Annotated in this window: 8 protein-coding genes and 1 pseudogene; 6 read left to right on the top strand and 3 right to left on the bottom strand. The window is 42.0% G+C overall.

Going from position 1 to position 14,788, the window contains the following annotated elements; all coding sequences use genetic code 11:
* Positions 1 to 418: 418 nt before the first annotated feature.
* The 4 genes from ACM0OX_RS32560 (at position 419) to ACM0OX_RS32545 (ending at position 6,197) form a co-directional block, all read left to right on the top strand.
* Positions 419 to 1,213: a glutathione S-transferase family protein gene (locus tag ACM0OX_RS32560; RefSeq protein WP_322639106.1), complete on the top strand. Its 795-nt coding sequence runs from the start codon at positions 419 to 421 to the stop codon at positions 1,211 to 1,213.
* A gap of 95 nt (positions 1,214 to 1,308) precedes the next feature.
* Complete coding sequence (locus tag ACM0OX_RS32555; protein ID WP_414519089.1) at positions 1,309 to 3,039, top strand: helicase HerA domain-containing protein; 1,731 nt, start codon at positions 1,309 to 1,311, stop codon at positions 3,037 to 3,039.
* 665 nt (positions 3,040 to 3,704) lie between these two features.
* Positions 3,705 to 4,688 (top strand): RNA polymerase sigma factor, RpoD/SigA family, encoded by a 984-nt coding sequence (locus tag ACM0OX_RS32550; protein ID WP_335182436.1) that lies wholly within the window; start codon positions 3,705 to 3,707, stop codon positions 4,686 to 4,688.
* A 762-nt stretch (positions 4,689 to 5,450) separates the two neighbouring features.
* On the top strand, positions 5,451 to 6,197 hold the full coding sequence (locus tag ACM0OX_RS32545; protein WP_414519088.1) for a hypothetical protein: 747 nt from the start codon (positions 5,451 to 5,453) through the stop codon (positions 6,195 to 6,197).
* A 112-nt stretch (positions 6,198 to 6,309) separates the two neighbouring features.
* Here ACM0OX_RS32545 and ACM0OX_RS32540 read toward each other — a convergent pair whose 3' ends face one another.
* Both ACM0OX_RS32540 and ACM0OX_RS32535 read right to left on the bottom strand, forming a co-directional pair.
* A complete protein-coding gene (locus ACM0OX_RS32540; RefSeq protein WP_414519087.1) occupies positions 6,310 to 8,508 on the bottom strand; it encodes a CHASE2 domain-containing protein in 2,199 nt (732 codons plus the stop codon).
* Between the two features lie 191 nt (positions 8,509 to 8,699).
* Complete coding sequence (locus tag ACM0OX_RS32535; protein ID WP_414519086.1) at positions 8,700 to 8,984, bottom strand: hypothetical protein; 285 nt, start codon at positions 8,982 to 8,984, stop codon at positions 8,700 to 8,702.
* 306 nt (positions 8,985 to 9,290) lie between these two features.
* Between ACM0OX_RS32535 and ACM0OX_RS32530 the strand changes: the two genes are divergently transcribed.
* Positions 9,291 to 12,344 carry a PAS domain S-box protein gene (locus ACM0OX_RS32530; protein ID WP_414519085.1) on the top strand — a complete coding sequence of 1,018 codons (3,054 nt, stop codon included), beginning with the start codon at positions 9,291 to 9,293 and terminating at the stop codon, positions 12,342 to 12,344.
* A gap of 22 nt (positions 12,345 to 12,366) precedes the next feature.
* Here ACM0OX_RS32530 and ACM0OX_RS32525 read toward each other — a convergent pair whose 3' ends face one another.
* Positions 12,367 to 13,455, bottom strand: coding sequence for a sulfonate ABC transporter substrate-binding protein (locus ACM0OX_RS32525; RefSeq protein ID WP_414519084.1), 1,089 nt, complete (start codon positions 13,453 to 13,455; stop codon positions 12,367 to 12,369).
* Positions 13,456 to 13,655: 200 nt separating this feature from the next.
* Between ACM0OX_RS32525 and ACM0OX_RS32520 the strand changes: the two are divergent.
* Positions 13,656 to 14,735 (top strand): annotated as a pseudogene (locus tag ACM0OX_RS32520) (IS4 family transposase); the annotation flags it as partial.
* Positions 14,736 to 14,788: the final 53 nt, after the last annotated feature.

Raw genomic sequence — 14,788 nt, 5'->3', positions numbered from 1 at the left:
ATTTTGGTTTTATACAAAGATGTGTGTACACCGTAGCCGCTTGCGGGGAGGGGTTTGGGGTGGGGTGTTAGGGACTTTTGCAAGAGGTCTATTGATTATTCAGCAAAAGCACAGAAATTAATTACCGAAATATTTTAACTTAGGCTAACGCTGACAAAAATTGAAGTAACTGTTGAAGACCCACAAATGAGGGGTTGGGTTTATTTGTATGCTGAATTAAATTACTTAATTATTTGATATTGTAATCAATCAGAAAACAATATTTTTTGAACTTGATAATTTTGCCAAAAATCAGGCATCGGTTAAACCCTAATGTCAATTAAATAGACAGCTAACCAACTAATACCAATAAAAATTACTTAAACTAAAGATACAATTGTAAAGTTAATAAGTTGACCAGTTACAAGAGATAGAACACATGCTGGAATTATACCAATGGGAACTCTCTCAATACTCAGAGAAAGTGCGCCTAATTCTAGATTTTAAAGGACTAGATTACCGCAAAATAGAGGTTACGCCTGGGATTGGACAGGTAGAACTGTTCCGGCTGACTGGTCAAAGACAAGTGCCTGTATTAAAGGATCGTAATAAATATATTGCGGATTCTACGGAAATAGCTAAGTATTTAGACTTAGAGTATCCCGATCGCCCCATAATACCGCAAGATCCTAAACAACGGGGTTTAACTTTATTAATAGAAGAATGGGCAGATGAGTCCATAGGCATCAAAGGTCGCAAAGCACTATTTGCAGCCGTAAGTCAAGATCAAAATTTCCGTAAGTCTTTATTACCTACCTCAACACCAGATATATTTAAAAGTCTGGTTCAAGGAGTACCTAGTGATTTACTGTCAGTGTTAGGTTTTGGCGTAGGTTACAGTCCAGATGTGATACAGTCAGCGATCGCATCTTTAAAACAAGACTTGGAAGCCTTAACGTTATTATTGGCAGATAGTCCTTATTTAACAGGAGATGAGCCGACTTTAGCTGACTTAGCGGTGGCTGGATTATCGATATTACTCAAGTTCCCTTCTGGGCCCTATCTGGATTTACCAGCTTCTATTAGAGGTAAAGGATTGCCAATCTTTGCCGAGAATATAGATTATGAACCATTCTTCACCTGGCGCGATCGCCTTTACGCCCAATTCCGCAAACCTTTAATTAGTACCACTCCATCAACAGGAAGTGCGCCAACCTCAATTCAGATTGATTAGATAATTGGGCATGGGGAATTGGGCATAGGGGATGGAGAAGAAAAACAAATGACCAATGACCAATGACAAATGACAAATGACAAATGACTAATCAGATGAATTCGGCACAGCCATTAGGTTCGGTCATTCAAGGTTCTTTAACTGAAGGTTTAGAAGTACGATTGCATCCTGACATTTCTGTAGAAGATATGCGGGTAGGTAAATTTCTTGTTGTGCAAGGGATGCGATCGCGTTTTTTTTGTATGCTGACAGATGTAGCATTGGGAGCTGCTAATGCCCGAATTATTGCTAATCCCCCCAGTTGGGAAGACACTTTTTTACGAGATGTTTTAGCAGGAAGTGGTACTTACGGTACTATCAACCTCGCGCCGATGTTGATGTTCACTCCCGAAACTGAAGAATCTTTCTCCCCAACAAATGGCAAATCGGCAAATCCTTTCCTCCCATCGGTGACGGGTTTGGCTTCATTTGTGCCACAAACCAGCACGACGATAGAATTGTTGCCTGTTAAAACTATTCCTAGTCACTTTAGTCAAGTTTACGAAGCAAGTGTTGAAGATTTTCGCCGGGTATTTGGTTGGGAAGATGACCCCCAAAGGCGCAACTTTTCCATCGGCAAACCTTTGGATATGGATGTGCCGGTTTGTATCGATTTGAATCGCTTTGTGGAACGGAGTAATGGGGTTTTTGGGAAATCTGGTACTGGTAAATCTTTTCTAACTCGGCTACTTTTAGCTGGCGTTATCCGTAAAAATGCGGCAGTAAATTTGATTTTTGATATGCACTCGGAGTATGGCTGGGAAGCGGTTGCAGAAGGTAAGAATGTCAATACGGTTAAAGGCTTAAAGCAACTTTTTCCGAGTAAAGTTGAAGTCTATACCCTCGACCCGGAATCGACAAAGCGCCGTGGTGTGCGTGATGCCCAAGAACTTTATTTGAGCTATGAGCAAATAGAAGTTGAAGATATTAAGTTATGTAGCCGAGATTTAGGACTCTCTGACGCAGCCTTAGATAACGCCAATATTTTGTACAGCGAATTTGGCAAGTCTTGGATTGTCCAGCTGTTAAATATGACCAACGAAGAAATCGAGATGTTCTGCGACGAGAAGCGCGGACACAAAGGCTCGATTATGGCATTGCAGCGCAAACTCTTGCGGATGGATAGCTTGAAGTATATGCGAGCAGTTTGCCCCCAGAATTATATTAGTAAAATTGTGCAATGCCTGGAATCTGGGAAGAATGTTGTGATAGAATTTGGTTCCCAGTCTAATATGCTCTCTTATATGTTGGTGACAAATATGATCACCCGACGTATCCACGAGCATTACGTCAAAAAAGCAGACAAATTTCTGCAAAGCAAAAATCCTTGCGATCGCCCAACGCCATTGATGATTACCATTGAAGAGGCGCACCGTTTCCTTGACCCGGCTATCGTCCAAAGTACTATCTTTGGGACTATTGCCCGCGAACTGCGAAAGTATTTTGTCACACTTTTGGTAGTCGATCAACGTCCATCAGGCATAGATAATGAAGTTATGTCGCAAATTGGGACTCGTATTACTGCTTTGCTCAATGATGAAAAAGACATTGACGCGATTTTTACAGGTGTATCTGGTGGTAGCGGACTGCGATCGGTTTTGGCAAAGCTAGACTCGAAACAACAAGCTTTAATATTGGGTCATGCCGTTCCCATGCCCGTAGTAGTACGTACCCGACCTTACGACGCAATTTTTTACGCAGAAATTGGTGAGCCAGCCTGGGAAGAAAAACCTGACGCAGAAGTATTCGCCGCTGCGGAACTAGCCAAAGCTGACCTGGGATTTTAGATTGTCATTTGTCATTTGTCCTTTGTCATTTGCAAATGACCAATACTTCTCTATGAATGCGAACAGGGTGTCGGAGACAGGGATTGCGCCAACGACTTACCTCGGCTCCACTCGGCACGAGTCGCTCAGGACTAATGACCAATGACCAATGACCAATGACAAATGACAAATGACCAATTCGTGACATCCCTCCATTTTTATAGCAAATTAAGTTCGGTTATCTGGCTAGTTTTTGGCAACAGAAGAGGGGTTTTTGGCGTCACTATAGATGTAGTCAGTAATTTCAAGGAAGTTTAAAATTTTTTTCTATAACTGCTACTTTTGAATTATAATGATAGGTTTTATCTAAAGATAGTTTACTATTTGCCTGATTTATCGTATCATAAGTTAAGTAGAACTCATACCGACTTCGGATTTACCGCTCGGTGTTAGTAACTGTCCAAGAGAAGAATTCTCAAAAATAACCAGCGTGCTTATAAAAGATTGAAAATTTAGGGAAAGTAGGGGAACCTATCATTGGGGGCTTACCGTCTTAACAACGGCTGTATCAATTAACTAATTGCTTTTGGTAGCTCCCGACATTTCGTGATAGATGTACTACTTTTTCCCCTCCATTTTAGTAATAAAACATACATTATCTTTACGAAGTAGAGGACATCGCACCAATGCCTACTGTCAATACCCAAACGGAAAACCTCAACACCAAATTCACGGCTGATATGGTGCGAACCTATCTGCGAGAAATTGGTCGTGTACCACTGCTAACCCGCGAACAAGAAATTGTCTTTGGGAAGCAAGTGCAACAAATGATGACGCTGATCGACGCCAAGGAAGCTTTGGCGAAGAAGTTGCAACGCGAACCGGATATTTCAGAGTGGGCCGAGCACGTTCAACAATCGGAAACCGATGTGCAACAAACAGTGGCGCAAGGTAAGCGGGCAAAGCAAAAAATGATCGAAGCGAATTTACGCTTGGTTGTTGCTATTGCTAAAAAGTATCAAAAGCGGAATATGGAGTTTCTGGATTTAATCCAGGAAGGAACACTAGGGTTAGAGCGGGGTGTGGAGAAATTTGACCCGATGAGGGGTTATAAGTTCTCGACTTACGCTTACTGGTGGATTCGCCAAGCAATTACTCGTGCGATCGCTCAACAAGGACGGACTATTCGCTTACCGATCCACATTACCGAGAAACTGAACAAAATCAAAAAAGTGCAGCGCGAGTTGGCTCAAACCTTGGGGCGATCGCCGACTCCAGCCGAAATTGCCAAAGCACTAGAACTAGAACCTGCTCAGATTCGCGAGTATTTGAATATGGCTCGTCAACCAGTTTCTTTGGATGTGCGAGTTGGCGAGAACCAGGATACTGAGTTGCAAGAAATGCTCGAAGATGATGGCCCATCACCAGAGTATTACACCAACCAGGAATTCTTACGCCAAGACTTGAACAATCTGCTAGCAGAACTAACCCCGCAACAGCGAGAAGTTGTAGCCCTACGCTTTGGTTTAGAAGATGGTAATGAAATGTCATTGGCGAAAGTGGGTGAGAGATTGAATCTCAGCCGCGAACGCGTTCGTCAGTTAGAGCATCAAGCTTTGGCTCATCTGCGTCGCCGTCGTGCCAATGTCAAAGAATACGTTGCTAGTTAAAACAAGAGACGCGAAATCTCGCGTCTCTACACCACCTTGGTGATGCGCCTCCTGAATTCAGGGGGCGATTTTTTTTGCTGAAAATCAGGAAACGCAGTTAATCAGGTATTCGCTATGCGTGTTTGAGGAACGTAGCTTGCTTCCCGTACCACTTCCCTGCGGGACGCTACGCGAACGTGGAAGCAAGCTACGCGTAGCGTCCCGAAGGGAAGGGTAACCCAACATTTTGCGGGGTTTGTTGAGTAACGTTTACGCTCAACCCAACCTACGAATATTTTTTAGGACTTACGCAAAAACCCTCTCAAACTCTCATTCCTCCGTGAACTCTGCGCCCTCTGTGGTTCGTTTTCCGTTACCCGTGCGTAAGTCCTATTTTTAACTGAGCAGTTAATCAGAAATTTGGGAAGGTATCCGAAAAACTATAAATTCAGGATGTAGACATAAGTGTTAGTTTTTTGCTCATTGTGGTTTGGGTCATCTGGAAAAACCTAACTCCCTTCCCGATGCGGAAAGGGGGAAAATTCAAAGTCTCTCTCCTCAAAGGAGAGAGATTTAGAGAGAGGTTTTTCAGATACCGTGAAAAGTCAACTGTTATCAGTTCTGCAATAATTTGAGGTAAATATTTTCAAATATTCCAGAGATAATAACAGGGTAATAAGCTATGTCATTTTTCGATGTAAATAGCTATTTATTTTTTAAACCTATTTATCAGCAATTACTTTCTCTCAAAGAAAAGTTAATTATATTCATCTAAAACGTAGTATGAGTCAGAAAATAGTTGAAAACATTAAAAGTTATTTTCAGCCCAACCTCAGAAACTTAGGTAAAAAATGGGCATTAGCCTCTAGGATGATCGTAAGTATCGTGGTTTTAGGTTACTTAGTTTTTATTCCATTTAAAGGAGTTGATAAAAACAGGAGATTAGAGACAACAGAAGTAGGACTTTTAACAATTATATTATTGTTAAATTCTTCAGTTATTGAAAGAATAGAAAAATTTCAATTTGGTAGCAATGGAGTAGAACTTAACCTAGTACATAGTAAAATTAAAGCTAATATAGAGGCTAATCAAAAGGAATCAAAAGCTTTAGCCTTATTAGGAACTTTAATAGAAGATGATGAAAACCAAAGAAAGTTTTTTGACTCTTTGTTAGACGATGGAGAGCGAACAACTCTGGAAAACTTATTTAATGCTGAAAAAGATCAAAGACAGTTTCCATATAAAAAAGAACAGTCCTGTGAGCAGCGATTGAGACATTTACGAGTATTAGGCTTTATTGAATCTTTAACAAATTATCAAATTAACGAATTGCCTACCCAAGGCAATTTAAGAGACTATTTTAAGCTTACTTGTACTGGAAAAATATCTCTGGCTTTAGGTTCTAGCAACATTGCTCCACAAGACATATTAAATCAATGTGGAAGTGACTGTCATTGCCACAAAATCTTGACTCAGATTATAGAAAAACAAAGTCAATATGGGACAAAAATGAATAGTATTAATAATTAATACAAGTAGAAACCTTTGAGATTACAGATAAAACCCGCATCTGCGGGTTGCAAACAATTTTTTGTATAGGGGGACTAAAGTAATGTGTAGCCACGATTTATAATCGCCAGAGCTACATCCGTTTTAAATCTTGTAAAACTGCGGTGGCTGATTGATAGCGATCGCTAAAATGATAGCAAACCATCTTATCTAAAATTGCCGCTAATTCTTCGCTCACTTGCACTGTTTGTCGCCACATCACATTCCCCGTTTCTGGATCTGGGTAGAGTTCTTGCGGTGGTGTTCCAGTTATGGCTTGAATAGCAATCATTCCTAGAGCATAAATGTCACTGCATAAGCGGGGATGACCGGCAAATTGTTCTGGAGGTGCATAACCCCGCGTCCCGATGGCTACTGTGGCTAATTCTGTTTGCTCACTACTCGGCGGTTGCATCAATTTGACAGCACCAAAGTCAATCAATACCAGGCGATTATTCTGAGCGCATCTAATAATATTAGTCGGTTTGAGATCGCGATGAATCACTCGATGTTGATGAACAAATTCTAGAACTTCTAAAACTTGTTTCAGCATTTCCATTACAAATGATTCGTTTTGCACATTTTGTACGGGTGGTAATTCTTCGCTTAGGGTATGTCCCTCAATATATTGTTGAATTAAATAAAATTCGTGGTTATCTTCAAAATAAGCAAGTAGTTCAGGAATCTGATGATGTTTACCCAAAATTTCTAAAATTTCAGCTTCACTATGAAATAATCTGCGGGCGACTTGCAAAAATCGTGCATCTTGACGGGCTGGCATTAACTTTTTAACTACACAAGTAGGATTACCCGGTCGTTGAGTATCCTGTGCTAAATAAGTCCGGCCAAATCCACCTGCACCAAGAGTTTGAGAGATTCTGTAGCGTCCACTCAAAAGCAAATCACCTGATTTTATTTCGGGTGAATCAACTGGGGGAGGAAAGTCAACAGACGAGTCGGGAATTGCTGTTTTATCTTCTAAGAGTACATTTAATTGGGCGATCGCTTCTTGTTGTTTTTCAACTTGCAGAACAATCACCTGAGTTTGCCGCTGATTTTGGTAGCTAGTATAAGCGATCGCACAGATACTACTGATCGCCAACGCAAGAGCCGGAGGGATTAACGGAACCCATCCAGCTTGCAAAAATAAAGCAACGCAGATTACTACTAAGCCAAATAGAGTTACCGTTTCCACCACTAGCAACAGCAGCGGATTTTGCCACCGCCATACTAAAACACCACCTAATAGCGACCAGCCCCATACCCAAATAAATTCCACCCAGTTTGGCCAATACCAAATCAAGGGTCGCCCATCCAACACTGTACTGATGAGTTGACTTGCTATCTGTGCATGAATCAATAGAGCAGGCATTCTGGCTGGTTGATCTGGCAAAGCGCTGTACGGCGTATAAAAGCCACCTGGGGGGATATTAGCTGCTGTAGTGCCAATAATTACCAGACGGTCTTTGAATAAACTGGGGTTGACTTGCCCACTAAGAACATCTGTAAGGGTTACTTGGTCGGCGAGGCTATTGGGGTGACGGTAATTTAATAATATTTGATAGCCTTGTGCATCCAAATGTTGGTAGCCGCCAGAATTAGGTTGTAAACGCCCAAACAAGGTTTTACCTAATATAAAATCTCCTTTTTTAGTGAAATCGTATTCAATACCTTGTTTATCGAGATAATTAATTGCAATTAATGCACCAAATGCAAATGATGTTATACATTTCTTGTCTGTAGAGTTAGCAAATAATAAAGTACGGCGGAGAATTTGGTCGTTTTCATTATCAGCAACCACATCGCTAAACCCAACATTATCTATAGCGGCATTCGGCGGCGGGGGAATTTCATCTCTATCCAAGCTGCTGAACAAACAGGTAGTGACAATGTTATCTTGATTTTGGAGATTAGCCGCCAAATTATTGTCTTCTGGTCGGAAAAGATATAAACCAATAATTCGCGGTTGATAAGACTCTATTTTCTTTAATAGCTGATTGATTGTCCGATCTGATAGAGGCCATTTCTCGCGTTTGATATCTTTATCAGTAATTTTTACTAGTACAATCCGCCGATCGGGTGCTTCTGCTGGACGCGATCGCAACATCTGGTCATAAACTCTTAACTCCCAAGGCTGTAACCATCTAAGTTCCCGAACTCCCCAGATAAAGGCGGTGACTCCTATACTGGTAACAAAAATAATTTGCAGCCAGCTTTTGCTCTTAGAAGTTTCACGGGAATCCTGAACTTTGACAAAAGGTACGCGGAGTTTTTCTAATAGTCCACTAATCACGGCGTTGAGGCGGTAGCCTGAATTGGGTAGATGTTGTAGGCGCAGAAGTCAATTTTGGGAATCTAGGTTAAAAGCTAATTAACCTGAAGCTCCTATTAATGTAGCAATTTACTTGTGAATTAGAGACTTTGACGTATTCCTACTCTTAAAGCAAGCTTACGCCCAGCGTCAACCATAAAATCAGATAAGCACTAATCATCTGTTTGAGATGTTTGAACATCTTCAATAGGACTGCTAATTGGGAAAGAAATCGGATTAGTAGATGGAGTTAGTGAATCTAACTGAGGTTGTTCAAGTGATGCTTCAATGCTGGAATCATCAAAATAGGAACCAATAATTTTATCATAGTTAGAGGCAACAGCTAAAAAAGCGCCACCCAAAATATAGATAGGTAATGGCAGATTAAATTCTTGCAACCAGTCAAAAAGTTCTGCTAAGGCAAACAGCACCAAAAAGCAAGCAAGCCAAACCTTCATAATTCTTATCCCCTGAATTGAAACAATTCTATTACTAGCTTAAATAGCTTGCATGATAGTTGATGTAATACATAATCACCAACTTACAAGAAAGCAGAGGGGCAGAGGGGAAAGACTTACTGCAACTTCTCCCTTGCTCCCTTGCTCCCCTGCTCCCCTGCTCCTCTGCCCCCCTGCCTCTTCTTATAACCTTAGATGGGTGCAGTTAGAGCCATAGCATCTGCTATATTGCATTAGAAAAATCAAAATAACTATTACAGCAGATGGGAGAACCTGGCGAGTCGCTTTTAGCCAAATACTTTTAAAATGAGTGAGAATCTGAAAGCTCAAGAGGTTACTGATTTGCAGCAATATTTGAGCGAACAGCAAGCTGCGCTGCGCGATAGTGAAGCACGCTACCGTTCACTGGCAGAGGCCAGCGCATCCATTGTCTGGAGGGCAGCACCTTGGGGCAATGTTGTTGATGATATTCCAACTTGGGAGGCCTTCACAGGGCAAAGTCTCGAACAATATAAAGGATGGGGTTGGGTTGAGGCTCTGCACCCAGAAGATCGTTCCTCGATGGTGGAAATTTGGAAACAGGCATTTCCTACACGCAGTGTTGCAGTTGCTGAGTATCGTGTTCTACGGCATGACGGCGAATACCGTTATATGAATATACGCGGTGTGCCCATACTCGACGAAATAGGCGAAATCCGCGAATGGGTGGGAATGTGCGTCGATATTACCGAACGCAAACAGGCAGAGGCCAAATTGCGCGAGAGTGAGGCGTGTTTTCGGCTGATGGCTGAGAATTCAACTGATATTATTTCCCGCCACACAGTAGATGGAACTCTTCTATATATTTCACCAGCTTGCTACACAGTACTGGGGTATCAACCAGAGGAGCTAGTAGGACATCACAGCCAGGAGTTAGTTCACCCAGACGATTTGGCAGAGATTGCCAAGAATTACCCAGTCAATGCCGATTTACCAGATATTTATACCGTTACTCACCGCGCTCGTCACCAAGACGGACATTATATCTGGTTGGAAGCAACTATTCGAGCTATTCGCGATCGCCAAACTCAAGAAATTTTAGAAATGCAAGCGTCTTCGCGAAATATCACTAAGCGCAAACAAGTGGAAGAGGAGCAGCGTTTCTTAGCTGAGGCTAGTGGGATTTTGGCTGCATCATTGGACTACGAAACAACCTTAGCAGGTTTGGTGCGTTTGGCAGTGCCGGAAATCGCTGATTGGTGCTTAGTTGATATTATTTGTGACAATCAACTAGTCCGTCGGGTTGCAGCAGCCCATGCCAATCCAGAGAAACAAGAATTGGTAGAACAGTTACAAAATTATCCGCCTGATTTGGCACAAACAGCAGGTGTTGCGAAGGTAATACGGACAGGCAAATCAAAAATTACTCATTTTATTTCTGAGGAACAAATCCAAGGGTTAACCTACAACGCCAGTCACTTCAAAATCTTGCAAGAATTAAATCCGACATCTGGGATGAGTGTACCGCTGATTGTTCGGGGACGAGTGCTGGGAGTTATGACTTTGGTATCTTCTTCTGGCCGTCGCTACGATACCAAAAGCCTGATGTTAGCTGAGGAGTTAGCTAGCCGAGCGGCGATCGCTGTTGATAATGCCCGACTCTACAGAGAAGCACAGCAATCTCAACAGGCGGCTTTACGCGCAGCATCTCGCACTACCCGTCTGCAAACAATTACCGCTGCCCTTTCTGAATCTTTAACTGCGACACAAGTTGTTGAAGTAATTGTGGAGCAAGGTATAGCAGCTTTGGGAGCTAGTTCTGTTTTTGTGGCACTACTGACTCAAAGCGGCACTGAATTAGAACTTATCCGAACTGGTGGCGAGCAACAAGAAATAGTAGATTCCTGGCGTCGATTCTCGATTAATGCATCCGCGCCACTGGCAGAAGCAGTAAGAACTAAGCAGCCTATTTGGCAAGAACCAACCGAAACAAGGATTGCTCGTTACTCAAATCTGGCTCAGGAATACGCTCAGTCCAACTACGGCGCTTGGATTTCGATTCCACTGATCGTCGAGGGACGAGCTATCGGTGGAATGTCTCTAGCTTTTACCGAAATTCAGAAGTTTAATCAAGACGATCGAGCATTTATGCTGGCACTAGCACAGCAGTGCGCTCAAGCAATGGAACGTGCCCGTTTATACGAGGCAGAACAAACCGCCCGGAAAGCAGCAGAAAATGCCAACCGGATAAAAGATGAGTTTCTGGCAGTACTTTCTCATGAATTGCGATCGCCACTCAACCCAATTTTAGGATGGTCAAAGCTACTCCAAACCAAAAAACTTGATGAAAAGACAATTCCTCAAGCGCTGAAGACTATTGAGCGAAATGCGAAGTTACAGGCTCAACTGATTGAAGATTTACTGGATATCTCCCGGATTTTACAAGGCAAAATCAGCTTGAATATCTACCCAGTCGATCTGACATCTGTGATTTCGGCAGCAATGGAGACAGTGCGGCTATCAGCAGAAGCTAAATCAATAGAGATGCACATCAGCCTGGAACCAAATTTGGGACAAGTTTTGGGAGACTCCAACCGATTGCAGCAAATCGTTTGGAACCTGCTTTCAAATGCGGTTAAATTTACACCAGAAGGCGGACGGGTTGATATTCGACTATCATCATGTCCTAATTTCAACTCAGCACCAAGCACTCATAACTCAGCACTGATTCAAGTTAGCGACACAGGGAAAGGTATCGATCCTAATTTTCTGCCTTACGTGTTTGAATATTTTCGTCAAGAGAATAGCAGCACCACCAGAAAATTTGGTGGATTGGGGTTAGGATTAGCGATCGTTCGTCACTTAGTCGAACTGCATGGCGGCACAGTCCAGGTAGAAAGTGGGGGCGAAGATCGAGGGGCAACTTTTACTGTAAGACTACCGTTAATCCAAAATCAGTTAGAGATTAAACAAGACAGTAGCAATTCTGAGCCATCCTCAAATTTGAATGGTGTCAAAATTTTAGTAGTGGATGATGATACGGATACGCGAGAATTTATTGTCTTCTTACTAGAGCAGTATGGGGCAAATGTGACAGCAGTAACATCAGCCAATGAAGCCTTAGCTACTTTAGCCCAATCCTTGCCAGATATACTTTTAAGCGATATTGGGATGCCAGAAGTGGATGGATGTATGTTTATGCGACAGTTGAGAACACTACCAGCAGAGCAGGGAGGAAAAATTCGCGCGATCGCACTTACCGCCTATGCTGGAGAAATGAACGCTCAACAGGTACTAAGAGCCGGATTTAACAAGCATATTGCCAAACCAGTAGAGCCAGCCGAATTAGTAGATGCGATCGCTAACTTAATCGCTGAATAAAGAAAGAGTTAGAATTCGGAAGTTATTTTTCACTGATGAGTGTTTCGGGAGTGATAGTTGCATATTCTTGAGGTGTTAGCAATGCTTCTTTCACATCAATCTTTTTGGGTAAGATTTTTTTGTTATAGAACAAATCAGCAACACTTTGCTGGGCTTGCATTAGTTCTGGAGTAATTCCTCTCAGTCGATAAGTAGCACGACTAGAAATTATTTCCTGAATGGGTAAATCAATTTTGAGTACAGGTGCTATGAGTTTGGCCACTTCTTTACGATTTGCTTCTGCCCATTGACCATTTTTATCAATTTCTTCTAAGATGATCCGAATTAATTCGGGATTTTCCTTAGCAAATTCTCGTGTTCCTACATAGTATCCGCCTGGAGTACCGATATTTGTCGCATCTCTCAGCACACGCGCACCGTGGAGTTTTTCTACCAAAGCTAAATGAGGATCGCCAGTTACCCAAACTGGAATAGTGCCCTGAATAAATGCACCACGAGCTTCGACATTGGGCATACTCAAAACTTGAATATCACTATATTTTAAGCCTACTTCTTTTAAGGCTTGGATGATAAAATAGTGAGAAGCAGAACCTTTTTGAAAGACTACTTTTTGACCTTTGATATCAGCTAATTTTTTAATTGGAGAGTCTTTCGGAACTGCGATCGCACTACCTTTACCTGAATTAGGGCCAAGTCTTCTCCCAGCCAAATAGATAATTTTTGCACCCGCAGCTTGGGCAAAGATCGGCGGCGTTTCTCCAACCGAGCCAATGTCAATTTTTCCCACATTCATCGCTTCCATAAGTTGTGGCCCTTGAGCAAATTGTGACCACTCTACTTTCAAGCCCAAAGGCTCCAAACGTTTTTCTAAAACTCCTCTGACTCTAACTAAATCACCAGAGCTTTGATACCCTATTCGTAGTAATTTTGTTTTAAAAGTTATAGTCTTAGCTCCTGCTGGCTCTGCTTTCGGAACACTTCCTGTATTTGTATTAGATACAGTTGATGTACAACTTATTAAAGCAGTAGATAAAGCTACAAAACCAGGTATTATAAATAAGGCTATCTTACTAATTACTGTTGTCTGAGTTTTCACGAAATTGTTAAACATTTTTACCTCAATTTTTGATTAACTATTGATATCAAAACATCAGCTAACAACTTAAAATTACTTAGAGAACTTCAAGAAATAAATTATCCAATATTGTGGGGTGGGCGTCTCGCCATTGGTGTCAAGTTAAGAAAATTAGAGTCTTGTCAAGTGGATAAAACTCAATAGTTAAACTCAAGACAGTGCTGTTGATACTAGTCATGAGTAAACCGCGCAAAAAACAAGGGAATCCAGATTTTCGGCATCGAGTCACCTCCCCCGCCCCATCAAGCCAAGAGATAGAATCTAGACTGTTTGAGTTAATAAGCCCAGGTACATTTGCCAATCTCAAAGGGGTAAAAGACAAAGAACGTAGTTTGCGCGATCGCGTACTAACCCTACCAGTAATGGCAGCAATAGTATTGAGTCTAGTGTATCGACAAATACAGCATTTAACAGATGTGCTGCGCTGCCTGGAAGTTGAAGGATTGTTGTGGGTTAAGGCGATGTCTGTGAGTCGGCAAGCTCTATCTCAACGCCTGGAGAGCTTGCCAGCAGAGTTGTTTATTAAGCTGTTTGAGCAAGTAATGGAGCGTCTAATAGCCAAAAAAAACGCTACGGAAGTTGCACCAATGTGGGTATCGGTAGCATCATCGTTCAGTGCAGTATGGATTGCGGATGCATCGACTTTAGAAGCCATCAAAAAACATTTGGGGCAACTCCAAGAAAAAACAGGTGCTGTTTTGGGAGGGAAGATGTTGATGGTAGTGGAAGCATTTACTCACCGCCCAGTTGCGGCGTTTTTTGATGCTGACGCTAAACGCAATGAAACAAAGTGGTGGCAAGAACTACAAGTACGCTTGCCAGTAGGTGGTTTACTCATAACAGATATGGGCTTCTATGGATTTGAGTGGTTTGATACCCTAACGGAGCAAGGAAAATATATTTTAACTAGACAAAAAGCCAAGGTGCGCTATCAAGTAGTGCGCGTTCTTTCGAGTAGTTCTTACTATAAAGACGAAATTATTCAAATGGGATTTCATCACACTGATCCTTGTCGCTACCCGATGCGTCAAGTGTCAGTACTCTGGGGCAAGACTTGGTATTATTACTTGACTAATGTTCTTGACCCAAAACAACTTTCTCCACAACAAGTCTGTGATTTGTATCGCCGACGTTGGCAAATCGAAGATGCATTTTTACTGACTAAACGTTTGTTGGGTTTATCTTATTTATGGGTTGGCGGCACTAATGGTGTACAAATGCAAGTCTATGCTACTTGGATTTTCTATGCTGTCCTTAACCCTCTTTTATCACTCTCGACAAAGTATAATTAGGAGCGATCGCAAAAACA

Source organism: Nostoc sp. PCC 9305 (assembly GCF_963920915.1).
Classification (GTDB): Bacteria; Cyanobacteriota; Cyanobacteriia; order Cyanobacteriales; family Nostocaceae; genus Nostoc.
Note: the sequence above shows the minus strand (reverse complement) of the source record. Positions and strands in the feature narration are given on the sequence as shown.

Excerpts from the sequence above, each read along its gene's own strand:
- ACM0OX_RS32550 (WP_335182436.1), top strand. The coding sequence starts at position 3,705 with ATGCCTACTGTCAATACCCAAACGGAAAACCTCAACACCAAATTCACG.
- ACM0OX_RS32545 (WP_414519088.1), top strand. The coding sequence starts at position 5,451 with ATGAGTCAGAAAATAGTTGAAAACATTAAAAGTTATTTTCAGCCCAAC.
- ACM0OX_RS32525 (WP_414519084.1), bottom strand. The coding sequence starts at position 13,455 with ATGTTTAACAATTTCGTGAAAACTCAGACAACAGTAATTAGTAAGATA.
- ACM0OX_RS32555 (WP_414519089.1), top strand. The coding sequence starts at position 1,309 with ATGAATTCGGCACAGCCATTAGGTTCGGTCATTCAAGGTTCTTTAACT.
- ACM0OX_RS32535 (WP_414519086.1), bottom strand. The coding sequence starts at position 8,984 with ATGAAGGTTTGGCTTGCTTGCTTTTTGGTGCTGTTTGCCTTAGCAGAA.
- ACM0OX_RS32560 (WP_322639106.1), top strand. The coding sequence starts at position 419 with ATGCTGGAATTATACCAATGGGAACTCTCTCAATACTCAGAGAAAGTG.
- ACM0OX_RS32530 (WP_414519085.1), top strand. The coding sequence starts at position 9,291 with ATGAGTGAGAATCTGAAAGCTCAAGAGGTTACTGATTTGCAGCAATAT.